General features: G+C 41.4%; 22 protein-coding genes, 1 other RNA gene, 2 pseudogenes and 1 riboswitch. Of the genes and pseudogenes, 5 read left to right on the top strand and 20 right to left on the bottom strand.

Annotation, left to right across the window (positions count from 1 at the left end; translation table 11 throughout):
* Positions 1-15: 15 nt before the first annotated feature.
* From pbuX to AOQ70_RS17765, 12 genes are all read right to left on the bottom strand, one after another.
* Positions 16-1,335 carry a xanthine permease PbuX gene (pbuX, locus tag AOQ70_RS17815; protein ID WP_059377752.1) on the bottom strand — a complete coding sequence of 440 codons (1,320 nt, stop codon included), beginning with the start codon at positions 1,333-1,335 and terminating at the stop codon, positions 16-18.
* Positions 1,332-1,916 carry a xanthine phosphoribosyltransferase gene (gene xpt / locus AOQ70_RS17810; protein ID WP_024422759.1) on the bottom strand — a complete coding sequence of 195 codons (585 nt, stop codon included), beginning with the start codon at positions 1,914-1,916 and terminating at the stop codon, positions 1,332-1,334. Before xpt ends, pbuX begins: the two co-directional genes overlap by 4 nt.
* 117 nt (positions 1,917-2,033) lie before the next feature.
* Positions 2,034-2,133, bottom strand: a riboswitch (purine riboswitch).
* A gap of 136 nt (positions 2,134-2,269) precedes the next feature.
* Positions 2,270-3,775: a carboxypeptidase M32 gene (locus tag AOQ70_RS17805; protein ID WP_058837925.1), complete on the bottom strand. Its 1,506-nt coding sequence runs from the start codon at positions 3,773-3,775 to the stop codon at positions 2,270-2,272.
* 123 nt (positions 3,776-3,898) lie between these two features.
* Entirely contained in the window at positions 3,899-5,836 is a 1,938-nt protein-coding gene (locus AOQ70_RS17800) for an ATP-dependent DNA helicase (RefSeq protein ID WP_059377749.1), read from the bottom strand.
* A gap of 75 nt (positions 5,837-5,911) precedes the next feature.
* Positions 5,912-6,109: a hypothetical protein gene (locus AOQ70_RS17795; RefSeq protein WP_024422762.1), complete on the bottom strand. Its 198-nt coding sequence runs from the start codon at positions 6,107-6,109 to the stop codon at positions 5,912-5,914.
* Between the two features lie 105 nt (positions 6,110-6,214).
* Positions 6,215-7,369 (bottom strand): THUMP domain-containing class I SAM-dependent RNA methyltransferase, encoded by a 1,155-nt coding sequence (locus tag AOQ70_RS17790; RefSeq protein WP_059377746.1) that lies wholly within the window; start codon positions 7,367-7,369, stop codon positions 6,215-6,217.
* A 108-nt stretch (positions 7,370-7,477) separates the two neighbouring features.
* An RNA gene (rnpB, locus tag AOQ70_RS17785) (RNase P RNA component class B) lies at positions 7,478-7,864 on the bottom strand.
* A 60-nt stretch (positions 7,865-7,924) separates the two neighbouring features.
* Positions 7,925-8,230 (bottom strand): cell division regulator GpsB, encoded by a 306-nt coding sequence (gene gpsB / locus AOQ70_RS17780; protein WP_012010336.1) that lies wholly within the window; start codon positions 8,228-8,230, stop codon positions 7,925-7,927.
* A 75-nt stretch (positions 8,231-8,305) separates the two neighbouring features.
* Positions 8,306-8,848 (bottom strand): DUF1273 domain-containing protein, encoded by a 543-nt coding sequence (locus AOQ70_RS17775; protein WP_029706022.1) that lies wholly within the window; start codon positions 8,846-8,848, stop codon positions 8,306-8,308.
* Between the two features lie 48 nt (positions 8,849-8,896).
* A complete protein-coding gene (locus AOQ70_RS19465) occupies positions 8,897-9,136 on the bottom strand; it encodes a CotD family spore coat protein (protein WP_073206049.1) in 240 nt (79 codons plus the stop codon).
* A gap of 316 nt (positions 9,137-9,452) precedes the next feature.
* Positions 9,453-10,700, bottom strand: coding sequence for a ribonuclease H-like domain-containing protein (locus AOQ70_RS17770; protein WP_059377743.1), 1,248 nt, complete (start codon positions 10,698-10,700; stop codon positions 9,453-9,455).
* A 24-nt stretch (positions 10,701-10,724) separates the two neighbouring features.
* Positions 10,725-12,971 carry a DEAD/DEAH box helicase gene (locus AOQ70_RS17765; protein ID WP_059377740.1) on the bottom strand — a complete coding sequence of 749 codons (2,247 nt, stop codon included), beginning with the start codon at positions 12,969-12,971 and terminating at the stop codon, positions 10,725-10,727.
* A gap of 160 nt (positions 12,972-13,131) precedes the next feature.
* Between AOQ70_RS17765 and AOQ70_RS17760 the strand changes: the two genes are divergently transcribed.
* On the top strand, positions 13,132-14,250 hold the full coding sequence (locus AOQ70_RS17760) for an NADH-dependent flavin oxidoreductase (protein WP_231730903.1): 1,119 nt from the start codon (positions 13,132-13,134) through the stop codon (positions 14,248-14,250).
* Positions 14,251-14,303: 53 nt separating this feature from the next.
* Here AOQ70_RS17760 and AOQ70_RS17755 read toward each other — a convergent pair whose 3' ends face one another.
* Positions 14,304-14,810, bottom strand: a complete 507-nt coding sequence (locus AOQ70_RS17755) for a PTS sugar transporter subunit IIA (RefSeq protein WP_039183169.1) — start codon at positions 14,808-14,810, stop codon at positions 14,304-14,306.
* Positions 14,811-14,979: 169 nt separating this feature from the next.
* On the opposite strand from AOQ70_RS17755, the gene AOQ70_RS17750 reads away from it, so the two are divergent.
* Positions 14,980-15,399, top strand: a complete 420-nt coding sequence (locus AOQ70_RS17750; protein WP_059377733.1) for an Hsp20/alpha crystallin family protein — start codon at positions 14,980-14,982, stop codon at positions 15,397-15,399.
* A gap of 20 nt (positions 15,400-15,419) precedes the next feature.
* On the opposite strand, the gene AOQ70_RS17745 is transcribed toward AOQ70_RS17750, so the two are convergent.
* The 3 genes from AOQ70_RS17745 to AOQ70_RS17735 all read right to left on the bottom strand — a co-directional run bounded on the left by AOQ70_RS17745 (position 15,420) and on the right by AOQ70_RS17735 (position 16,647).
* Positions 15,420-15,875 carry a YppG family protein gene (locus tag AOQ70_RS17745; RefSeq protein WP_059377729.1) on the bottom strand — a complete coding sequence of 152 codons (456 nt, stop codon included), beginning with the start codon at positions 15,873-15,875 and terminating at the stop codon, positions 15,420-15,422.
* Positions 15,876-15,983: 108 nt separating this feature from the next.
* Positions 15,984-16,364: a YppE family protein gene (locus AOQ70_RS17740; protein WP_228280239.1), complete on the bottom strand. Its 381-nt coding sequence runs from the start codon at positions 16,362-16,364 to the stop codon at positions 15,984-15,986.
* A gap of 49 nt (positions 16,365-16,413) precedes the next feature.
* Entirely contained in the window at positions 16,414-16,647 is a 234-nt protein-coding gene (locus tag AOQ70_RS17735; protein WP_224928722.1) for a DUF5446 family protein, read from the bottom strand.
* 197 nt (positions 16,648-16,844) lie between these two features.
* On the opposite strand from AOQ70_RS17735, the gene sspM reads away from it, so the two are divergent.
* Positions 16,845-16,949, top strand: coding sequence for an acid-soluble spore protein SspM (gene sspM, locus AOQ70_RS17730; RefSeq protein ID WP_039179471.1), 105 nt, complete (start codon positions 16,845-16,847; stop codon positions 16,947-16,949).
* 24 nt (positions 16,950-16,973) lie between these two features.
* Here the strand turns inward: sspM and AOQ70_RS17725 are convergent, their stop codons facing one another.
* Positions 16,974-17,930: a DUF2515 domain-containing protein gene (locus AOQ70_RS17725; RefSeq protein ID WP_059377727.1), complete on the bottom strand. Its 957-nt coding sequence runs from the start codon at positions 17,928-17,930 to the stop codon at positions 16,974-16,976.
* 46 nt (positions 17,931-17,976) lie between these two features.
* Here AOQ70_RS17725 and recU point away from each other — a divergent pair, with 46 nt between their 5' ends.
* Complete coding sequence (gene recU / locus AOQ70_RS17720) at positions 17,977-18,612, top strand: Holliday junction resolvase RecU (RefSeq protein ID WP_058837936.1); 636 nt, start codon at positions 17,977-17,979, stop codon at positions 18,610-18,612.
* Between the two features lie 19 nt (positions 18,613-18,631).
* Positions 18,632-21,344, top strand: a pseudogene (locus AOQ70_RS17715) (PBP1A family penicillin-binding protein).
* Positions 21,345-21,381: 37 nt separating this feature from the next.
* On the opposite strand, the gene AOQ70_RS17710 reads toward AOQ70_RS17715, so the two are convergent.
* From AOQ70_RS17710 to AOQ70_RS17700, 3 genes and pseudogenes are all read right to left on the bottom strand, one after another.
* Positions 21,382-21,891, bottom strand: a complete 510-nt coding sequence (locus AOQ70_RS17710; RefSeq protein WP_059377725.1) for a YpoC family protein — start codon at positions 21,889-21,891, stop codon at positions 21,382-21,384.
* Positions 21,888-22,550 (bottom strand): endonuclease III, encoded by a 663-nt coding sequence (nth, locus tag AOQ70_RS17705; RefSeq protein WP_024422776.1) that lies wholly within the window; start codon positions 22,548-22,550, stop codon positions 21,888-21,890. The genes AOQ70_RS17710 and nth overlap by 4 nt, the downstream gene beginning before the upstream one ends.
* 17 nt (positions 22,551-22,567) lie before the next feature.
* Positions 22,568-23,112 (bottom strand): annotated as a pseudogene (locus AOQ70_RS17700) (DnaD domain-containing protein); the annotation flags it as partial.

The following is a 23,112-nucleotide window of genomic DNA, read 5'->3' as shown; positions in this document are numbered from 1 at the left end:
CTCCAAGAGAGGTGTTTACATAACAGATTGCTTAGGTTCTTCTACCAGGTCATGCTCGGCTTCTTTTTTAAAAGGAATCATGTGATAAATAATATGAAGCAAAATAGCGGTAAAGCTTCCAGCCACAATACCGTTACTTGTTAATAATTTAATCGAGTCTGGCAGATGCTCAAACATTTGCGGCACGACGGTAACACCTAAGCCGATTCCCACGGAGCAAGCAACGATTAGCAAGTTCTCCTGCTTTGCAAAATCTACGCGCGAGAGCATTTTAATACCGTATGCAATGACCATACCAAACATGGCAACCATTGCACCGCCAAGAACCGATTTTGGAATAATCGTCGTAAAGGCAGCGATTTTAGGAAAAAGACCAAATAACATGAGTAATGCCCCTGTTACGACAATGACTTGGTTTTTCTTGACTCCAGTTAGCTGGATCAACCCAACGTTTTGTGAGTAGGCTGTGTACGGAAAAGCATTGAAGATTCCACCTAATAACACAGCAATCCCCTCTGCCCGATAGCCTTTAGCCAAATCTTTTTCTTTTAATGAACGGTTTGTTAAATCACCTAGTGCGAAATAAACGCCTGTTGATTCAACTAGTGACACAATCGCAACTAACGTCATGGTCATGATCGGTGCAAATTCAAAGGTCGGCATCCCAAAATAAAATGGCTCAATCATGCGGAAAACCTGGGCGTTTGCCACCTCAGCTGTTTCCACTTTTCCCATAAACGCAGCAACTGCTGTCCCAAGGAGAATACCAATTAAAATGGCGATCGCCTTCATAAACCCTTTCGTGAATCGATAGAGCAGTACAATGATAAACAGTACAAGGAAAGCGAGCCCTAGATTTTCAAAAGAACCATAGTCCGCACTTCCTTCTCCTCCTGCCATATTGTTCATCGCTACAGGAATGAGGGTGATCCCAATAATGGTGACGACAGAGCCTGTGACAACAGGCGGGAAAAATTTCACAAGCTTCCCAAAGAAAAAAGAAAGAAGAATGACAATACAGCCAGAAGCGATAATACTGCCATAAATAGACGAAATTCCATACTTAGAGCCAATCGCAATCATGGGCGAAACCGCAGTAAATGTACAGCCTAATACAACAGGCAGACCTATTCCAAAGAAGCGGTTTTTCCATACTTGAAGCAATGTAGCAGCCCCGCACATGAAAATATCCGCAGAGATGAGGTAAGTCAGCTGTGAAGGCGTGAGCCCAAGTGCATCTCCAACAATGAGCGGTACAAGAACAGCACCTGCATACATTGCCAGTACATGCTGAATGCCCAGCGAGAGCGTTTTGACTTTTTTAGCGGTACTCATGATTGTACCTCCCGTACAAACGTGACTTTCCCTTCCTCAAGTGATTCAATACGTGCGAGGGACTCGACGCGGTAGCCCATTTGCACAAGCGCATTTCTTCCAGGCTGGAATGATTTTTCAATGACAATGCCAAATCCGGCTACTTTCGCCTTTGCCTGCTTTGCAATCGCTGCAAGTCCTTTCGCAGCTTCACCATTTGCTAAAAAATCATCAATGATTAACACACAATCGTTTTCACTCAGATGCGTATTTGAGACAGCAATCGTGCTTTCTACTTTTTTCGTAAAAGAGTACACACTGGCTGTTAACAGGTTATCCGTTAATGTGAGTGATTGACGTTTTCTTGCAAACACAACAGGGACTTGAAGAGCAAGCCCAGCCATCACAGCAGGTGCGATGCCTGAAGATTCGATTGTGATGATTTTTGTAATGCCATCATGCTTAAATAATCTAGCAAACTCTTGCCCAATCTCATGCATTAACACAGGATCAATTTGATGATTTAAAAAAGCATCTACCTTTAACACTTGATTTGACAGAACGATTCCTTCGTTCTCAATTTTTTGACGTAACAATTCCATCATTTTTCCCCCTAGCATATTGGCAAACATTCGATTTTTTGCATAAAAAAAGCATTGCTGCCCATGAGGAGCAAGCAATGCGAAAACGATCCACGGATCTTCAGCTCAAACAAGAGCTGTTTCATTTTGCTCACTCATAGTCGGACCGTATCGGTGTCCGGTAGAAACTTGCGTGCCATCATCACGCGATTATATGAGTGTTATAGTGTTCAAATTATAACAAGATTTCAGACGCTTGGAAAGCACTTTTATAGAAAAATACCGAACTTAAATAATAGATCAGAACAAAATGTTCGTTTTTAGAATATTCAAGCATCAAAAAAGCACCCTTCTCATGAAAGGGTGCCCTTCTTTTATGATAAATACAGTTTCGTATATTTATCCGTTAAGTAGTCGATTAAATATTGAACATTTAATTCTTCGCCTGTTGCATCTTGAATGATTTCAGATGGCTTTTTCCGTTTTCCATGCTGATGAACATGTTCCGTCAGCCATTCTTTTATCGGTGCAAAAGACCCATTTTGAATTAGCTCATCAAAATTTGGTAAGTCTTTAATCATTTGTTGTTTTAATTGCGCCGCATACATATAACCAAGGGCATATGAAGGGAAATAGCCAAAACTTCCATCAGACCAGTGAACATCCTGCAAGATACCGAGTGCATCATTAGGAGGCGTAATGCCAAGATACGCTTGATATTTTTCATTCCAAAGTGCAGGTAGATCTTCAACTGCTACTTCTTCATTGAAAATCGCTTTCTCAATTTCATAGCGGATGATAATGTGAAGCGGATACGTCAGTTCATCGGCTTCAATTCGAATGTAAGTCGGCTTCGATTCATTCACTGCATGCACAAAGTCTTCTAAAGATACATCTTTAAATTGCTCAGGAGATGCTTCTTGCAGCTTTTGATAATACGTTTTCCAGAAATCTTCGTGTCTGCCGATAAAGTTCTCAAAGAAAAGAGACTGTGATTCATGGATACCCATTGAAGTGCCATCACATAAAAGCGTTCCGCTCAGTGCTTCATCAATGTTTTGCTCATAAATCGCATGACCACATTCATGAATCGTGCCAAAGATCGCCATTCGAAAATCATGCTCATCATAACGGGTCGTCACACGCACGTCACCTCTGCTTAATGTCACTGCAAATGGATGGACGGTTGTATCAAGGCGGCCTGCGTCAAAGTCATATCCTAATTCTTTTAAGAAAAAGAGGCTCAATTCCTTTTGTTTATCGATTGGAAAGCTTTTCGATAAAAATGAAGTATCCGGCTTATTTGGTGAAGCTTCGATTTTTTTCACAAGAGGAACAATGGCGTCACGAAGTGCACCAAATTTTTGATCAAGCTGTTCAACCGTCATATCTGGCTCATAGTTATTGAGCAGCACATCATAAGGCGTTTTTTTCACGCCCCAATATTGGATGAAACGCTTGTTAAAGTCAATAAGCTGTTTTAAGTATGGTGCAAAGAGTGAAAAGTCTGATTTCTCCCTTGCTTCTACCCAAACATGCTCTGCTTTTGATTGCAAAATCGAGTATTCTTTAAATTCTTCTTTCGGAATTTTACTGTTTTCATCATACTCTTTTTGTGATAATTCGAGCGCCTTCTGTGTATCTTTTGTGAGCTCATCTCGATGTTTGTTTAACTCGTGAAGAAGATCTCTCATTTCGTCAGAAGTCTTCATATTAAAAATATCACTTGATAATTGACCGATCGTTTCCGCTCTAAAATCCGCACTTTTTTTAGGCGCTTGTGTTCTAGAATCCCAATAAAGTAAATGGAGCGCCTCTGTATAATGGGCGATTTTCCCTAGTAATTGATAAAACGCTTTCTCAGTTGCTTCAAGACTCATGCGTTTGTTCCCCCAATCAATAATATGTATGTACGTTTCAAGGCTACTTCAATGAATGTTCTTTTGTCAATGAAAAAGGAGGACACACAGCGGTATCCTCCTCCTTTACAAGTTTTCAGCTATTTAAGATGTAATGATGGGCTTCACTGGCAGGACGGATTCAATTTTACTTTGAAGTGCTGTATCTTCCTTACGATCAAAATAAATATGAATGCTTCCTGCGTCTTGGCTTGTCCGGATCAGTCTTCCGATCCCTTGGCGTAAGCGAAGCAGCATATACGGAAGGTCAACTTCAGCATGTGCATCCTTTGCTTCATTTCGTTTCGCTTCAAATACCGGATCATGCGGCGGATAAGGAAGTCCCCAGATGATCACATTCGTTAATGATTCACCTGGAATATCAAGCCCTTCCCACAGATGAACTGAGCATAACACGGATGTCTCATCAGCTTGGAACTTTTGAACAATCGTGCTGATTTCCTCGTCTCCCTCAAAATATACGTCAAACGGCAGTGATTCATTTGCTGCTTCAAGCTGTTTTCTAAAGAAATGGAGTTCATCAAATGAAGGGAATAGAATCAGAGATCGTCCTCCATTTTCTTTCAGCTGAGTGATCACTTGCTGTGCTTTTGCCTCTTGCTCAGCGATCTGCTGAATTCCATGGAAATAAATCTTCATTTGTTCATCGTAATCATACGGCGAAGCGACACTCATTGATAAGTAATCTTTAATCCCAAGACTTTCAGCTAAATAATCAAAGGATTGATTCTCAGACAATGTAGCGGAAGAGAAAATATATGGTCTTTTTTGCGAGAAGACTTTTTCGCCAAGTACCTCTGCAACCGTCTTCGGCATCACAACAAATGTTGTATCTAATTCTTGTTTTTCCAGCCAGCTAATGGCATTTTTTTGATAAAGCGATAGAGAATACGCCATTTGTTCAATGTATTCTTCCACAACAGATAATTCGTATTGATCGATCGTATACATTTCAGATTCAAACACGAGCGCTTCTCCGATTTTTTCAAGCAAGTCACACAATTCGCTTGCAGAACGCTTTACCTCATCGACACGCCCAATTTCAAGCCGGTGCGAGCCTTTGACTTCTTTGGCATGTGTTTTTAAGAGATAAAAGAACTCATCGTTTGTTGCAAGTGCATCTTCAACAAGCTCTGCAAATTCTTCGCGTATGTCGTTTTGCAAAAGACGCTCCAAAAATGTTTCAAGCGTTGATTGCTTCACTCGGTACGTTAAGGCTTTTTGTGCGGCAAACTCGAGAAGATGTCCTTCATCAAATACGACGGAGCTATGCTCAGGAAGCAGCGGAAGCTGTCCCTCACGTTTTCGGGATTCCTTCGTCCACACATGCTCCATGTAAAAATCATGTGAACAGATGATGAGATCTGTCGCTTTCCGGTAATGATCTCTTGATAAATTCAGACCGCAGCGATGGCGCATATCGCACGTCAGGCAGTCCTGAAATGAGTCATAGCCAATTCGTGACCATTCATCATTTGATAACTCTGGATACTCTTTTCGATCGCCATATGGATAAAAGGTTTGCATACCATGTGATTCATGAACAAATGAAGGCAGTGATTCATAAATATCGAGCCACTTTTCATCATCTTCACGCTGCATCGTTTTCTCTAGCTTCTTTAAGCATAAATATTGATCATGCGATTTACTTAATCTCGCATCTATTTGAATATCAAGGTGATTGGCAATTTTATAGATATCACCTTCTTGTTTAACGAGCTGTTCAATTAACGTTTCGTCTGCACATGCAATAATCGCAGGCTTCCCTGTATACCTTGCATATGTGACGGCAAATAATAGATAGACGATGGTTTTGCCTGTGCCTACCCCAGCTTCGGCAAACATCACACTTTTTTCTTTAAAGGCTCTTTCTAGCTGAAAAGCCATGAATATTTGTTCATCTCGAAGATCAAAGCCCTTTTCTGGCAAAATGTCATAAAACACATCACCAATCCAGTTGCCCAGTTCTTCGTAAAAATTGTGTTCTTTTGATAATGAAAAAGGCAAACGAGATGCTGTCACCTGCTTCAACCCCCAACTTTTGAATCATTCAGACATTCAATAGTACCATTTACGCTGGGGAAAAACAATCTTTTTTTATGAGCGCAGGCGATGTTGATAGCTTTCCTTCATTAAAAATGCATGCTCAGAACGTTCTATGTATGCCTGAGCCAGTGCCAAATCTTCGATGGCTGCCGTAAGCTGAGCAGATTGTCCACCTTCATGCCCTTCTATTTCTTGAGCAGTCGAAGCGAGTGCTTTTTGGATTAACTGAATTTGATCATAATGAATCATGAAGACACCTCTTTTTTTAAAATCAAGTTCAGTTTATTCCGTCTCGCTTAGAGTTATACCTTTTCAGCACAAAAAAGCCGCACCTTCTTTCGGTGCGGCCATTTATTACGATTCGGTTGTTTGTTTTCTAGGCGGGCGTTTTCCCCAATATTGATAATAGTCTGTTTTGATAAAACCGTTAAACAGCTTTCTCTTTTTCGTCGCTTTTCTTCCGAAGCATTCTTCGAATTTTTCGTGTGACGTTAAGATGTAAATGGACCAGGTATCTAGGTTCTTAAATGCTTCACCCATTCCTTGATACATTTTTTCAACTGCTGGTTTATCACTCAGTCGTTCACCGTAAGGAGGGTTTCCGACAATCACACCATACTCGTCTTTTGTTTGAAAGTCTTTTACTTGCATTTGTTTAAACTCAATCAGTTCACTTAGTCCTGCTTCTTCTGCATTCATTTTTGCAATGTCTACCATACGATGGTCGATATCACTTGCAATAATGCGGAGCGGCTGGTCATAGTTTGCTTTTTCTTCTACTTCTACACGCGCTTTGTTCCATACGTCTTCACCGATCCATTCCCATGATTCAGAAGCAAAATCCCGGTTGAATCCAGGGGCAATGTTTTGTCCTATCATCGCTGCTTCAATGGCGATTGTTCCTGATCCGCAGAAAGGATCAACAAACGGACGGTCAGGTGTCCAGTTCGTTAATAGGACGAGCGCAGCTGCAAGCGTTTCTTTAATAGGTGCTCCGCCTTGATCCATGCGGTATCCACGTTTATGAAGACCTACACCAGATGTATCAAGAGTAAGCACAGCTTTATCTTTTAAAAGAGAGATCTCGATTTTATATTCAGGGCCCGTCTCTTCAAGCCATTCAGACTGAATGTTGTAGGAGGATTTCAGCTTTTGCGCGATGGCTTTTTTGACGATGCGCTGGCAGTCCGGAACACTGGCAAGCTGAGATTTCACAGATTTCCCGATGACAGGAAACGTACTGTTTTTTGGTAAAAAAGCGGCCCAGTCAATCGCTTTCGTCCGTTCAAAAAGCTCATCAAATGTTTTTGCCGAAAATTCAGCAACTTGTACCTTAATCCGGTCTGCTGTACGCAGCCAAAGGTTTGCACGGCAAATCGCAAGCGCATCCCCCTTGAAAATCACTTTTCCATTGTCGACTGTGCACTCATAGCCAAGGTCTCTTACTTCTTTTGCAACAATTGCTTCAATGCCCATCGGGGCTGTTGCGATGAGTGTATAGGTTTTCATTGATTTATCACCTGTTTTCTCGTCCTTTTATGTATTCAAGATAAAAGCTCTCCATATGTTGAAATAGGAGAGCTTTGTTTCATCATGTTTATTATAACGGATATAACGTTCTGTAAGCCATGTTTTGTTCCATCGTACTGCAAACGGCAAATGCCTCGTACTCAGGTGGTAATCATCTATCTACAGAATTCTCTGTCCTTCTCTCCGTTTAGTTCCTTTGAGAAAGTTCCCCTACCAAGTTTGGGTTTCTCGCTCGAGGGGTTTACCGCGTTCCACTCTCACCATTTCTAGTGAGACTTCGTCACTGTGGCACTTTCAAGGATACTTTGCCATATCCTAAAAAGGACGTAGGCATTTTTCCTGCCGTCAGCCTTTCCCAGGCTGCCCTGGCTTATTTTTTCGCCAGGCACGAACACTACGGGCATCTCAGCACCGTGCGAGCATGGACTTTCCTCTGCAATGCCCTAAATAGCATTACAGCGATTACCCGAACGTTAATCAATAAGCGTTATTATAAACGACAATGACATCTGACACAAGCTTTTTCAGCAAGACTCAATCATAAAGTTTGCTGCCAAAAACGTGTTTCTCAAGGTTCGATAGTCTTTTTAAAATATCAAAGTTTGTTGTATTAGACTGTGCAGGCTGTCTTTTCCCCTGTTCAACAGCCTCTTCAAGCTGTTTTGACAAGTGGAGGTTTTCTTGTTGAAGTTTTTCGATTTCTTGGTTGAATGTCTCATAGTCTTTAATGACCATATCTAAAAATTTATCGACTTCTTCTTGTTTGTACCCTCTGACACCTGTTTTAAATTCTTTTTCTAAAATTTCTTTCGCAGAAAGCTTTACTTTATCAGCAAGCATCTTTTTCACCTCATATCGTGAATTCATAGTATATTTTTTCAGAAATACGTGACGTTGTCAAATTTTCTCTTGCTTTTAATCAAAAAACGGATCTTCCGCCTCAACCTGCGCTCTTAGATCATCCATTGTGATGTACATAATGGGGTAATCGGTATAGGCTTCTGCTTCTCTAATCATATACTTCGGCGATCCCTCATGCTCGGGATCATATAAGACGAGAAGTCCATCTGTTTTTTCAATAAAAAAGCGGTTCTTTTGTTTAAATTGTGCCGGACTTTCATACGGTCTATGCGTGACACTTTCTACAAAATCGGCCTGTGCAAGAATTCCTTCATACAATTCTTTGTTTTGCTCATTCCAGCGCTCTTCCTGTTCATAAAATGGCGTAATGACTGCAAGTTTTAACGCTGGATATTCCTCCTGAAGCTCAAACACCACTTCGGCTGTCCAGATTTCTGCGCCAAGCTGGCCTGATATGAGCACCCATTCCAGACCTTCTTCGATAAGGGCTGTCAGCCTTTTTTGAAGCTCCGCTTTTATGTATTGAAGTGCAGGCTCGTCTTGCTTGAATATCCCAAGCTCAAACGGCTTGTACCCTGTGACAGCAATAATTTTCATTTCTTCACCTGCTTTTAAAAAATGGGACTTATAAAAGTCCCATTCACTTTATCTGTTACAGCAAGGTCCACCGCAGTTAAAGTGTTGATGTGTTGTCGGGTCCACCTGAGAAAACGTATGCGGGAAGTAGTGAACATGTTTGAAATTATGGTGGTGAACATTTGTCACATGCTGCGGGTGGATATGCGGCACAATTGTTGTTGACTCGCTGTGTGTACAGCAATGATTCGTCGGATGAACAATTGGCTGTGTAACATTCGGATGGCAATGATGATGATGATGGTACATGTAGCATTCCCCTCTCCTTTATTTTCTTACATTAACAATGTATGAATCAAGAGGTGTACATGTACTAATGCATTAACCTATTTTAAAAGTTGGCAAGAAAAATATCTTTATAGTTCGAAAACACAAAAGCGACCAAAATGACCACAAGAAAAAACAAGTAGAAAAGACCCTTATACATGCTATACGCTCCTCATTCAATATCTAACGTTATTTTACAGGATTCGCGGCCTTTCTACAATAAAAGTGCTAAACATTTTTTATTTTCGGCCGAGAGCCGAACGTTGTCATTTTTTGCGCTTTCCCGGGTAATAATATTTCATTGCCCAGCTTTTCTCAATAGCCGTTTTTTTCGTTTCTCAAGCTCTTCCGTGTCTCGCTCGCTTAACGATGAGAAAGATAATAAAGATTCGGTGATGGAAAGAGCTGACCTTGCATCTTTTTGGCGATGCTCTTTACACTTCGCAAGCTCTATACCTGCTTTTAATGCTAAATGGACATCACTTGATTCAAATAATGTTTCCCAAATTCGAACTGCTTCATCCCACTCGTTTAGCCGTTTATATTGTAAGGAGAGATCATAAGCTGCCTGATTGGCATGTTCAAAATCAGCACCTGTTAATTCCCGCAAATGCTTCGTAGCTTCCTGTACATCTCGATGCGCAAGATGCCACCTAGCCAGCGCGTATTTCTCATCGTGCTCCTTTACCGCATCCATAGATAGGATTTTTTTGGATAGATGGATGTAGAGGCTGATTAACGAAAGGACGTCTAATTCATTATGAGTCAAAATCCCTTCGATGAGCTTCGGATTTTGTTCCTTTAAAAAATGAAAATAGATCATCGGTGCCAAAAAACCTGGTGTGTCGCCTTCCCGGTGAACGTGCAGCTCTTCTTTTTCAACCACAGACAGCGCCATTCGTTCATATTTATGCTTCCACAATCGTCTTGAACCATGCAGAAGATCAAAGTGGCCAAACTCTGGAAGCGCAGGGATTTGATCTCGCAACAAAGTATGTCTCGTTTTCACTTGCGGCCAATCGAATGATTTTCCATTATATGTAACAAGCGATTCTACGTTCACTTCATCGAGAAAGCTTTTATAAAGAGCCGCTTCATTTCCCGGATTTGTGAGCAGGTGCTGTTTCACCACTACTTTGTCAGCAAAAACCCGCGCATGTCCAAGCAAGAAAATCATATTTCCCGTCCCGCCAGATAATCCTGTTGTTTCTGTATCAAAGAAAAACAGTTCATGCGGTTTGTAACCTTTAGCAGATAGTGAATGCTGGATGCCGCTTTTGTTCCAAGCCTCGATGATCTTTGGCAGTTCCGCAAACGAATAGAGTCCATGCTTGTCATCTAATGAATAGGTGACTTCTCGAATGAGACAAAAGGAATCCTCAAAGTGATATGGAGCTGCACCCAGTTGCTCCCATTCCTTTAAAAATGGGATTTTATCAGCCGTCACAGGCTGGGGCTTTCCTTCCACTGCTTTTTGCCGTTTTTCGTTTGGCTGGTTGTGCGATAAGTGCTTCTTCATTCTATTTAATTTCCCTTTTAGTGACATGAGTAGCTCTCTTCCTCCTTCCCCTTAAAATACAGACATCAATTCAACAATGCTGCTTTTTCCGCTCACCTCTTTCATTTCCATGCCAATGCAGGATGGACAGCCGTTCTCACAGCGGCACCGCTCTATCAGCTGAATGGCTGCACCTGCTATTTCATCGAAACGAGCTTGGACCTCTTTGCTTAAGCCAATTCCGCCAGGGTAGTGGTCATATAAAAAGACTGTCGGTTTACCGGTATGTGCCGCTTTAATTTGTGAAACAACATGAATATCTGAACGGTCACACATCACAAAGGCTGGTACAATGTGCTGAAGAACATTTGCGATGCCGAGCAGCAGCTGTTCAAGTGTTTTCTCTTCAAATCTCCGCTCTGCTTCATGTAATTCAAACCAGGCCGCACTCGTATGAATTTCTTCTTCAGGTAAGTGAATTGGACCAGAGCCTATATTTTCACCAGTGCTGAGCCGAATTTTTTTAAAAATTGTTGGCATTGCGTTGACAGTGACATCACCGTAGTGAACAGATACCGCTTCTTTCTCTGTTGTCTGATCGATTTCAAGCACCTTGAGCTGAACAGCTAAATTAGCATCTGTATAGTATTCTACATCCACTTGTTTCACATAAGCCTTCAGATGCTCGTAATCTAGCTTTTCTACTTGATACTGAACCCCTTCATGTAAATAAATCGCTTCATCATGCAGCAGTGTCATCGCACTGAATCGATCCATCTCTCCAACAATTCGGACATTCGCTACATCTGATTGATCCACAATCACTACATTTTCCTGGCTTGCAGACCTCAGGCTGATGCCATGTGCTGGGAACGATTGATCTGACCAATAATACCGGTTCCCGCTAAAATGAAGAACTCCTTCTTCGTGTAAGTATTGCAAAATATCTTCTACTTCCATGTCGCCAAACTGTTCATCTGTCCGAAATGGCAGCTCGTAGGAAGCACATTTTAGATGATCCACTAAAATAATGAGATTTTCAGGATTGATTCTGGCTGCTTCAGGCGGTCTATTAAAGAAATATTCAGGGTGTCTGACAATATATTGATCAAGGGGTGAGGAGCTTGCCACCATAATAATAAGCGCCTCCTCATGACGCCTTCCAGCACGTCCTGCCTGCTGCCATGTACTCGCTACACTGCCAGGATACCCCGTCATAATGCATACCTTTAGCTGACCTATATCTACCCCTAATTCTAGGGCATTCGTACTGACGACACCTAAAATGTCTCCTTCTCTTAATCCCTTTTCAATCACGCGCCGCTCTTTTGGCAAATAGCCTCCGCGATACCCGCGAATCGATTTTGGACCGATTTCCTTTTTCACAAGCTCTTGAATGTGACTTAAAATCACTTCTACTCGTACTCTGCTTCTAGCAAAAACGATCGTTTGAATTTTTTCTTTTAAAAATGTTTTAGCCAATTGGTTGACGACAGTGGCAGCGCTTTGTCTAATATTTAATGGTTTATTCACCACTGGCGGGTTATAAAACACAAAATTCTTTTTACCGCTAGGCGCTCCGTTTCGTTCAATAAGATGCACCTTGCTCCCTGTGAGCTGCTGCGCCAGCTCTTTTGGATTCGCAATCGTTGCTGAAGTGCAAATAAACACCGGATCACTTCCGTAAAATGCACAAATTCGCTTTAGCCTGCGAATCACATTGGCCACATGACTGCCAAACACACCTCGATATGTATGAAGCTCATCAATGACAATATACTTCAAATTCTCAAACAAGCTGACCCATTTCGTATGATGAGGCAAAATGGCTGAATGCAGCATATCTGGGTTTGTGATGACAATATGTCCTGCTTGTCTCACTCGCTGCCGAATGGCTGGTGAGGTGTCACCGTCATATGTTTCACTATGAATCGGAACATCCATCTCGTGGATGATCTCGTTAAGTTCACTCTTTTGATCCTGCGCGAGCGCTTTTGTTGGGAATAAATAAAGAGAGCGGTTTGTCTGGTCTTCTGCAATCGACTGAAGAACAGGCAGATTGTAGCAAAGCGTTTTACCTGAAGCTGTTGGTGTAACCGTTACAACATGTTCACCATCCATTACTCGTTCAAAGGCTTCTTTTTGATGAATGTACAGTTCTTTCACGCCTCGTTTTTCAAGCGCCTTTTTTAGCCTGTCGTCCACTCTTTCAGGAACGGGAGAGGTCTGTGCAGGCTTTGCTTCAATTTCATGCCAATGCTCTACCTGTTCGTCTTTCTTTAATTCTTCTATCAGTTCGTTCATTGTTTTCTTTTTCATATTGCTTCCACCTCTCATTCTAGTGTACCGAATATTTGTTTGCATGACTAGGCGGCAATTTTTTGATGCTGGAGTTATGAGCAAATACTTTGAACTGTTGTAACAGTATCCATTACACTTCTATAGTGAAATGATTTTATCAAGGAAGAAGATGATCAGAGTGAAAAACGAATTTAAGCCTTTATTTGAACCATTTACGTTTCCTGGAGGTGCCTCTATTGATGGTAGGTTAGTGGTTGCTCCAATGACACACTTTGGTTCTCATGACGATGGCACCATTTCAAAAGACGAAATTGATTTCATTACAGCTAGATCAAGTGAAATGGGTATGGTGATTACAGCATGTGCGAACGTGACTCCAGATGGGAAGGCATTTGAAGGACAGCCTTCTATCGCAAGAGATGAAGATATACCAGGTCTGAAAAAACTGGCTTCAGCTATCCAGGCAAAAGGAACAAAAGCCATTATCCAAATTCATCACGGCGGCTCTCAGGCTCTCCCTCATTTAGTTCCAAACGGTGATGTGGTTGCGCCAAGTGATGTGTTCAAAGATGGAAAACAAATTGCACGCGCTTTAAAAGAAGAGGAAATTACTCATATTATCGACTCCTTTAAAGAAGCGGCAAGACGAGCGATTCAAGCAGGGTTTGACGGCGTGGAAATTCACGGAGCAAACGGTTATTTATTACAGCAATTTTACTCACCGCATAGCAATCAGCGTACAGACCAATGGGGAGGAAATGAAGAAAAACGTCTAGCTTTCCCTATTGCTGTTGTAGATGCAGTCAAAGAGGCCATCAAAGAACATGCAGCTAAACCGTTTATCTTTGGATACCGGTTATCTCCTGAAGAACCTGAAACACCTGGTTTAACAATGACAGAGACGTTTACATTAGTGGATGTTCTCAAAACAAAAAACCTCGATTATTTGCATATCTCTTTAATGGAGATTGGCTCTAAAGCAAGACGAGGCGCAGATTCTAATAAAACACGTATGGAACTGCTAAAAGAACGCTGCGGCGATACTCTTCCGCTTATTGGAGTAGGCAGCGTCATTACAGCTGAAGATGCTCTCCATGCTTACAATCAAGGGATTCCTCTGATTGCTGTCGCACGAGAGCTGATCGTCGACCCAGATTGGGCTAAAAAGATTAAAGAAGGCAGAGAAAAAGAGATTGAAACCGTCATTAAACGCAGCCAAAAAGACAAGTATCTCATTCCAGAAGGTTTGTGGTCTGTCATGGAAGCGAGTCAAGGCTGGGTTCCAATGGAGGATTAATATCCTCAATAAAAAAACTACCCTATTAACGGGTAGTTTTTTCTATTCATGGATTATTTCATTTTCACTGTAAAGAGCTTGGACATCTGCTTTTCTACAGAGCCTTTTGGTTCTTTATCAAGTCGTTCGACTAGGTCACCATTCATAATCACAATCGGTGTCACTGTACTTGATGCTTTCTCTTCAATCAGTTCTAAATCACACGTAATGAGAGGGTCACCGATTTTCACTTTATCCCCTTCTTTAATGTGCGCTTCAAATCCTTCACCATTTAACCCAACTGTTTCAAGCCCGATATGAATCAGAAGCTCAAGCCCCGAGAGTGTTCGAATGCCAATTGCATGTTTTGTATGGAAGAGCTGAATGATTTCACCCTCTACTGGTGACACAATCGTCCCACTTTTTGGTTTTACTGCTACGCCGTCTCCCATCATCTTTTGAGAAAAGACGGGATCTGGTACATCAGTCATATCCATTAACTCTCCATCAACTGGAGAATAAATGACTTCTTCCTTTACATCATCTTGGTTTTTTCCGAAACCGAATAATTTTTTCAGCAATGTCAATTTGCTCCCTTCAAGCTTTGCTTCCTAAATCTATTTAGTGTAAGAAACTTTACGCCTATACACCTTGCTTCATTCAACACTATTTAATCATAATTTTTTCCTCTCATCAATTGATAACCGCCTGAGCCCTTTCTGCATAGGCTGTAGATGAGAGGTGATTCGAATGAAACAAGATGGCGAAAACAAACATGAATTGCTGGCAAATGAAAATATGTTATATGAAGCGATTGAACAATTTTTTGCATCCTCCCCGTTTCACGAGATATTAAATAGTGCGGAGGCACTCATGACCACATCGCAATCACTTGCATCAATTACGACTGATGTGACAGAAGATGAACAGAATGTGTATATCGAGATTCAATTTCCAGACCATTTTGTCGAAGGAGACATTGCGCTAGAAGTAAAAGCTCAATATTTACACTTATCAGTGCAGGAAAAAATTAAAACGGATACGACTTCCTCGTATTCAAGCTTTACAAAAACCATTTTAATGCCGGCAAAAATAGATGAAACGAAAATGAAAAGTGTGTGGAAAGATCAATCGCTTCGTGTATCTGCGCCAAAGCAAACAACCCAATAGATCGATCTATTGGGTTTTAACTATGCTTTAAAAATGCTTGTAAATCCTTTCGCCAATGAGCCTACTTGATTCATTGTACTCATCATTTGGCCAGCTGTATCAAACATTTTGTTAAAATCGTATTGCCCATTCGTCTTTTTGAATTGTGACAGCACACTTTTAAACTGAGATGGCTGCTGTTTTTGCGGTCTTGGCAAAGGATAAGGGTTCATAGGCTGCTGCATGGGCATCATGCCTGGCGGCTGCATTTGCGGTGGATTCATCGCTTCAGGCGGCTGCATTTGCGGCACGTTTTCTTGGTATCCATAAGGCGGCTGATAAACAGTAGATGGTGCCTGGTTCATTCCACCTTGATATGGCGGCATGAAATAGTCTGGAGGCTGCGGAGGCTGCTGCTGCTGCATCTCTGAATACGGAAAAGGCCTTTGCTTGAATTGATTGAATTCATAAGGCTGCTGGTTTGGATAAGGGAACATCTATCTCGCTCCTCTCGCTCTCAACACATATTGATGTCACTCATATATTATGATCAAAAGCAGAAGATGTGCCTAAAGAAGTCATAAGAAAAACGCAGCATTATGTCTTTAGCTGCGCTGTTTGATTTCTTCTATTAAAAGGTTCAGTGTGTAAACCACTGACTCAACTAAATTTTTTACACGGGGTGCGTGCTGTTTGCCAAAATAAGATTGCAGGACAACCTCTTTACCATTTTCTTTAACGGCTTCAAGCTGTTCTTGGTGTAAATATCTAGGTTTGACTTGTTGAACAAAGGAGATAGCTGCGGTGAGCCACTCTTCCATTTTCTGATCAAATGTATCAACGGCTGGCTGAATATCCGTATAAAAATCATACGATGGGTACTCCTCTTCAGCCTTTCCCTTTTGGTACTGCTCATACGCTTTTTCGATCCATATTCTCAAGTTTTGTGTATGTTCAAGTAATGTTTGATTATCCAAAGTGTTCACCTCTATGAACCATCCTATCAAACGTTTACCTATTGCTCAAATAGAAAAGCTATCCGGCGTGATATGCCGGTCTTGCCGCCAGTTTATACTCGGCTGCATGAAGCTTCACTTCACAGTCCTTTACTTCTGATTCAAGCCGGTCAATGATTTGTTCTTGCTCTTCTATCGCTGCACGTTTTGTCTGATTCACAGCAAGAGACAGCTCTGCTTCCACCGCATCAATTTTTCGCTCGATTTCCTCTAACAACTGCATAATGGATTCTTTTGATACAAATTCGCTCATCATCAGATTCCTCCTTTATCGTCTCTCGTTACATTCTCTTTTCTTTCTCACCCTCCTTCACACATGACAAAACTAGAAGCAAATCGCCAATCTAAGTGTTGATAAGCGCTATTTCTTCCTTTTCGACAGATGCTTGTCCTTCTTTGTATGATTGCGTCCGATTGTGTAAATTCTAAGGACAAAAGGAGGTAGATTTCATGAAAAAGAAGCCAGCACCAAAAGAGCAAAATCCAAAAGGGAAAGAAAACAGTACAGATCAGCTTGATAAAAAGCTCGGCGGTCCTAATCGTCCATCTACGTAAAAAAAAGCAGGCACCCCCTGCTTTTTATTTATGCAAAAAATAGTGCTCTAATGAGAAAAGAAAACGAAGCTGTCTTTTTTTATGAAAATACCAGTCCGTCAGCTCAATCTGCTTTGGCAGCGGCTCTGCCTCAAATAAAGATGGACTCAATTTCTTTTGAAACCAATCTTCCCTTTGATCGTCTAATGAATGTGTCATCACCGGATAAACCGTTCGAAGAAAAGGTGTTGACCTTCTAGCGATCCCTAAAAACGGCTCAAAATCAAACCGAGACCCAGTATGCGGAACGGTATGCATAAAATGATAAAAATCCGAAAACAAATCGGCTCGAAATAATAGTTTCGCTAGTTTTTTACCTAATGTAATGCGTTCCTTTACATTGGAAAACTTCCGTATGGTTAAGCCGTACAAATGCCCGTCCACCGTTGGAAAAACAACGGTTTGGAAATGTCCCCACTCGCTGAAAAGATATTGAATCGAGTGAAAAACATTCTTTTTCAGAAGAGGATTTTGTATAATAGGAGATTGTATAGTATATTGTTCATTTATGATGAGTGCATAAAGCAGACGCTCTGTGTCATGCTTTAGCCAAAAATGTTCCCACTCAGCGCTCATAAAACGAGACACGGAGAAATAAGGCAGCAGATGAAACAAAGGTTGACTGCATCTCTTAGACCATTCATACAAAAGAAGCTGAGGATAAGCATCCGAAAAGATCAGCCAATTCGCTCTTTCATATGCTGTGAAAAAAAGGTGCCCCTGCTGATCCGTTAAACCTGGATGGAAGAGTTCGCCCTTTAAATCTGTCATTGACCACCCTGCATTTCTTGAGACAAAGGAAGCGAGCAGCGACCATTTCATCTCTGGATGCCGGTCATAAAACCGCTTGTAAGCATTTGTCCTCGTCAGGTTGTCTTTATTTTTTGCTTTCGTTTCTCGCAAAATTTGCTGAGTGATGATGTGCTCTTTTTGGGACAACATGGTGATCTCTCCAATACAAAATGCATTAAAAGGAGGCTGAAACTTGATGATTCGGTATCCAAACGGAAAATCGTATCAGCCCATTCAACAAATTGGGACAAAAAAAAGAATCAGCGGCGAATCCTCTTATAGTAACCGCGGGATGACGCTTGAGGCTGATTTAAATGAAACGAACCAATATTATTTGGTCAACGGGATCGCAGTCATTCATAAAAAGCCTACCCCAGTTCAAATTGTGAATGTGGATTATCCAAAAAGAAGTGCTGCTGTCATTAAAGAAGCCTATTTTAAACAATCCTCCACAACAGACTATAACGGGGTGTACAAAGGCCGCTATATCGATTTTGAAGCAAAGGAAACCAAAAGCACTACCTCGTTTCCGCTCAAAAATTTCCACGACCATCAAATTGAGCATATGAAACAGGTTGAAAAACAAGGCGGCATTTGTTTCGTTATTATATCCGCTTTTGGCTCCGTTTATTATTTGCCCGCTTCAGATCTCTTTTTCTTCTGGGAGCGGCAGAAGCAAAACGGCCGTAAATCCATTAGCAAAGACGAATTAATGGAAGCTGGCCACATAATGACACTTGGATATTCGCCAAGAATTGATTATATTAAAGTAGTGGAGACACTTCATTTTTCGGATGAAAGCAAGCAGCAATTACGTTCGAAAAAGGTTTAACACGAAAGGTTGAGATGTGATGTCTGATCAATTTACAAGTCGTGAGCAGCGACGTAAAGCAAGTCAAGAAAACAATAAGAAGCAAAAGAACAAAAAAAGGCAAAAAGAAAGCAGGTCTATTTAAAAAAATATTTTTATCTTTACTCGTGATCGGTCTACTTTGTTTAGTTGCCGGAATCACAACTTTTGCCGTTTTTGCATCAAGCGCTCCTTCTATTGATGATAGTAAGCTTAAAACACCATACTCTTCAAAACTTTATGATAAAGACAAGAAAGTGTTTGCAGAAGTTGGTGCAGAAAAAAGAACGTATGTCTCGATAAAAGATATACCCGATGTGGTAAAAGACGCATTTATTGCGACTGAAGATGCACGTTTTTATAAGCACCACGGGATTGACCCAATCCGTATTGGCGGTGCCCTTGTAGCAAACGTTGAGGACGGCTTTGGCGCTGAAGGCGGAAGTACAATTACACAGCAGGTTGTGAAAAACTCCCTCCTGAGCAATCAAAAGACGTTAAAACGGAAAGTACAGGAAGTATGGCTCTCGATTCAGCTTGAGCAAAAATACTCTAAAGATGAAATTTTGGAAATGTATTTAAACCGTATTTTCTTCTCTCCTTATGCTTATGGTGTTGGGAAAGCAGCTGAACAATTTTTCGGAGTCACAGATTTAAATAAACTAACCGTTGCACAGGCTGCCACTCTTGCAGGTATGCCGCAGAGTCCTTCTGCCTATAACCCAGTGAAACACCCAGAGGCAGCGGAAAAACGCCGTAATATCGTTTTAAGCCTTATGAAAAAACAAGGCTATATTTCTGAAAAAGATTATGACGTTGCAAAAGCAACCCCTGTCAGCAAAACAGTTGTTTCAGCTAGTAAATATAAGAGCCAAAACTCTAGTAAGTACTCTGCCTACATTGAAGAAGTGATGGAAGAAGTACAGAAAAAAGCTAAAGTGGATGCATCAACTGATGGATTAAAAATCTATACATCACTTGATCGAAAAGCACAGGATCACCTAGATGATATCATCAATGGAGATTCAGTTGGATTTACGAAAGGTATGCAGGCGGGCGTTACCCTGCTTGATACGAAAAATGGTGAAATACGCGCCATTGGCGGTGGACGTGATGTACCAGCCGGCGGCTTTAACTATGCGACAGATGCAAAACGCCAGCCAGGGTCCACAATTAAACCGATCTTAGATTACGGCCCAGTCATTGAAAACAAAAAATGGTCAACATATCAGCAAATCGATGATGCACCATATACGTACTCAGATGGGACACCAATTAACAACTTTGATAGAAGACATTTAGGGAAAATGTCGATGAGAAGTGCTTTGGCACAATCACGTAACATCCCTGCACTCAAAGCATTCCAAGAAGCTGGTTCAGCGAATGCCGCGCAATTTGCGAATAATTTAGGCATGGACTTACCTTCTGATATTCCAGAATCTTATTCAATTGGTGGATTTGAAGATGGTGTGTCTTCATTAAAAATGGCTGGAGCATTTAGTGCATTCGGTAATAACGGATACTATAACGAACCGCACGCTGTCACATCTGTTGAATTTAATGACGGGACAAAGCTTGACCTTACGCCGGACTCGAAAGCAGCGATGAGTGATTACACAGCATTTATGATCACAGACATGCTGAAAACTGCTGTTCAATCTGGAACTGGTACACTTGCACAAGTACCGAACGTTCAAGTAGCTGGTAAAACCGGTACAACGAACTTCAGACAAGATGATATTAATAAATACAATATCCCTTCTGGCGGTGCGAAAGATTCTTGGTTTGTCGGTTATACGCCGCAATATACAGCAGCCGTATGGACTGGAATCGGTAATTCAAAAGATGCAGACGGTAAAATGTGGCTGACTGAATACGAGCAGCGTGTTGCCAAAATCGTCTTCCAGCGATTAATTTCTCAAATTGATGATGGAAGCGGCTCATTTGAAAAACCAGACAGTGTCGTCGAAGCTACGGTTGAAAAAGGTTCAGATCCAGCAAAATTAGCCGGACCGAATACACCAAGTGACAAAAAGACAACAGAATACTTTGTTAAAGGAACAGTTCCAACCAAAGTGTCTGACACATATGAGAAAAAAGAAGCCGATAAGCCTTCTGACTTAAAAGCGGTGTATGATGAAGAGAAAAAATCCATTACACTAACTTGGGGCTATTCTGACGACGCTGATGCTACATTTAATGTCAAGCAAGCGGTTGATAATGGCGGCTATAAAGAGATTCAAAACAGCTCTGCTAAAGAAGCGGTCATCTCTGATGTGAAGCCTGGCTCCACATATAAATTCCAAGTGACAGCCACTGTAGAGGATGTCACAAGTAAAGCGGCTTCTACCTTCCTCACCATTAAGGATGACGCTGATGAAGAAGAAAAAGCGGATGATGAGAATAAAGAAGAAGAAGAACCGCAGCAGCCTGACGACGAGCAGACAAACCAAACAGACGATAACAAAAATCAGCAGCCCCCTGGCACTGATGAGCAAAAGCCTGATGACAAAAAAGATCAGGATAAGGATAAAGACCAAGGCGGAAATACCGAAAACGGAAATAATGGTTCTTCAGATGATGGCTCAGACAGTACAAATGGGAACAGCAACTCACAAACTGATAATAAAGATAAAAAGAAAGATGATGCGAAAGCCAACGCTCAAAGTTCCAATTCGCCATCAAATTCTACTTCTCGTAAAGAAGATGAATAATGAAAAAGCACTTGCCTCCTTGGCAAGTGCTTTTTTTTTAACGCTGCTGTCTGATTTTCTTAAGTGCTTCATATTTTCCATACTGCTTTTTTAATTCCGTGTATAGCTCGTCCAATTGAATAAAGCAGTGATATTGAGTAGGTTTTAACAAAATGAACTCTAAACGTTCCGTCCAATTAATCGGAGCAACAGGAAATGTCTCTTGCTTGATAAGTTCCCATTCAAACGTTTGGACTCTCTCCCCTTTAATCCAGTAAAACATCGCAATCATACTGATGATTCCTTGCAGCATATCATCTTCATCACAGCGGGATTTCCTTGTTTGGAAACGAGGAAGCATTTTTTCTTTTAATTCGTTCCACAGTTCGAACATGACTGGAACAAATTCTTCTGTTTCCTGCCATGGAAGCTCGTCTGTTAAAGGTTCCGAAGATAGATCATATGCAAGCGGATTGGCTCTCAGTATATCTACTCGATCACCTTTTATCTCTACCTTTTTCTCTTTTAGCTTTTCGACATATGAGGTGAAAATAGCTGCCCCGCTCATGCCAGCTTCACCAGTCCTTTTTTCAACCTCTTCTGCCCTTCCCTGCACATATCAAGAAGCGGACACGATTCGCACTGCGGCCGCTGCGCCTTACAATGATATCTCCCAAAAAAGATCAGGCGGTGATGCGTCACAGACCAATCTTCTTTTGGCACCTTTTTCATCAAGGTTTGCTCTACTTCAAGCACAGAATCCTTCCAGCGGCAGATGCCTAGACGCTTGCTGACTCGTTCTACATGTGTATCTACTGCTATTGCCGGTACCCCAAAAGCGACTGAAACGACGACATTTGCTGTTTTCCGGCCAACCCCAGGAAGCTTGACAAGCTCATCCCTGTCCTTTGGTACTTCACCGCCATATTCTTCAATCAGCATTTTGCTCAACTTTTGAATGTTTTTAGCCTTATTTCGATAAAGACCAATCGAGCGAATATCTTGCTGCAGTTCTTCAAGCGGTACACTTAAATAGTCTTCTGGTGTTTTATATTTTTGAAATAACGTTTTGGTGACTTTATTTACAAGCACGTCTGTACACTGAGCAGAGAGCGCAACAGCAATCACAAGCTCAAATGGATTGGCATGAACAAGCTCACACTCAGCCTCTGGAAACATATCTCCTATAATATCTAAACACTCATTGATTTGTTTTTTTGATAACATGCCTTCTCCTTTATTGGTTATTGTTCCAGCCAATTATAAAAAGGAACTTGTCGTTTATAAGTGGACGTCTCTTCTTTTGAAGGTGGCGTTTTCTGCTGAGAACGGAAATGCTGGCTATGCTCTTTTGCTTCTTCCGCTGTTTTCAGCCCTTTCTTTTTCCACTCAAATAAAATCGATCAATATAACGGAAATTTAATTTCCCTGATAAAACGGCTTCTCTTAGCGCTAGCCGAATCATTTCAGCATCATGATGGTCTTGATCCATCCAGATCGAAAGTGTTTCTCCTTCAAGAGGAGACAGCGGTCTGCCGAATTCATCTTCAAATAAAGCATATAAAGATTTTTCTGCCTGCACATGTTGTTTTTGAGCTTCTTTCGCCTGTTTTGTTTCTAAAAAGTCATACAGCACGCCCCATAAAGGTTCTACTGAGTAACGGTCATGCTGAATACCAGACCTGTCTTCAAATGGCTGAATTGAGATAAATCCTTTTTGAATCAGATGCTGCACCATATACGCGCACTCTTCCGCTGATATGGTCATTCCATGAGAAAGCTCTTCAAA

The organism is Bacillus sp. AM 13(2015) (assembly GCF_001518755.1).
GTDB classification, from domain to species: Bacteria; Bacillota; Bacilli; order Bacillales; family Bacillaceae; genus Bacillus; species Bacillus safensis.
The sequence above is the reverse complement of the archived record's forward strand: the minus strand, read 5'-3'. Positions and strand labels throughout refer to the sequence as shown.

What these genes read in the sequence shown, in the direction of transcription:
- AOQ70_RS17795 (WP_024422762.1), bottom strand. Translation starts at nt 6,109, where the DNA reads ATGATTCATTATGATCAAATTCAGTTAATCCAAAAAGCACTCGCTTCG.
- sspM (WP_039179471.1), top strand. Translation starts at nt 16,845, where the DNA reads ATGAAAAAGAAGCCAGCACCAAAAGAGCAAAATCCAAAAGGGAAAGAA.
- AOQ70_RS17745 (WP_059377729.1), bottom strand. Translation starts at nt 15,875, where the DNA reads ATGTTCCCTTATCCAAACCAGCAGCCTTATGAATTCAATCAATTCAAG.
- pbuX (WP_059377752.1), bottom strand. Translation starts at nt 1,335, where the DNA reads ATGAGTACCGCTAAAAAAGTCAAAACGCTCTCGCTGGGCATTCAGCAT.
- AOQ70_RS17775 (WP_029706022.1), bottom strand. Translation starts at nt 8,848, where the DNA reads ATGAAAATTATTGCTGTCACAGGGTACAAGCCGTTTGAGCTTGGGATA.
- recU (WP_058837936.1), top strand. Translation starts at nt 17,977, where the DNA reads ATGATTCGGTATCCAAACGGAAAATCGTATCAGCCCATTCAACAAATT.
- AOQ70_RS17750 (WP_059377733.1), top strand. Translation starts at nt 14,980, where the DNA reads ATGAAACAAGATGGCGAAAACAAACATGAATTGCTGGCAAATGAAAAT.
- AOQ70_RS17770 (WP_059377743.1), bottom strand. Translation starts at nt 10,700, where the DNA reads ATGTCACTAAAAGGGAAATTAAATAGAATGAAGAAGCACTTATCGCAC.
- AOQ70_RS19465 (WP_073206049.1), bottom strand. Translation starts at nt 9,136, where the DNA reads ATGTACCATCATCATCATCATTGCCATCCGAATGTTACACAGCCAATT.
- gpsB (WP_012010336.1), bottom strand. Translation starts at nt 8,230, where the DNA reads ATGCTTGCTGATAAAGTAAAGCTTTCTGCGAAAGAAATTTTAGAAAAA.
- xpt (WP_024422759.1), bottom strand. Translation starts at nt 1,916, where the DNA reads ATGGAATTGTTACGTCAAAAAATTGAGAACGAAGGAATCGTTCTGTCA.
- AOQ70_RS17805 (WP_058837925.1), bottom strand. Translation starts at nt 3,775, where the DNA reads ATGAGTCTTGAAGCAACTGAGAAAGCGTTTTATCAATTACTAGGGAAA.
- AOQ70_RS17735 (WP_224928722.1), bottom strand. Translation starts at nt 16,647, where the DNA reads ATGAGCGAATTTGTATCAAAAGAATCCATTATGCAGTTGTTAGAGGAA.
- nth (WP_024422776.1), bottom strand. Translation starts at nt 22,550, where the DNA reads ATGTTATCAAAAAAACAAATCAATGAGTGTTTAGATATTATAGGAGAT.
- AOQ70_RS17725 (WP_059377727.1), bottom strand. Translation starts at nt 17,930, where the DNA reads ATGTTGTCCCAAAAAGAGCACATCATCACTCAGCAAATTTTGCGAGAA.
- AOQ70_RS17765 (WP_059377740.1), bottom strand. Translation starts at nt 12,971, where the DNA reads ATGAAAAAGAAAACAATGAACGAACTGATAGAAGAATTAAAGAAAGAC.
- AOQ70_RS17790 (WP_059377746.1), bottom strand. Translation starts at nt 7,369, where the DNA reads ATGAAAACCTATACACTCATCGCAACAGCCCCGATGGGCATTGAAGCA.
- AOQ70_RS17710 (WP_059377725.1), bottom strand. Translation starts at nt 21,891, where the DNA reads ATGAGCGGGGCAGCTATTTTCACCTCATATGTCGAAAAGCTAAAAGAG.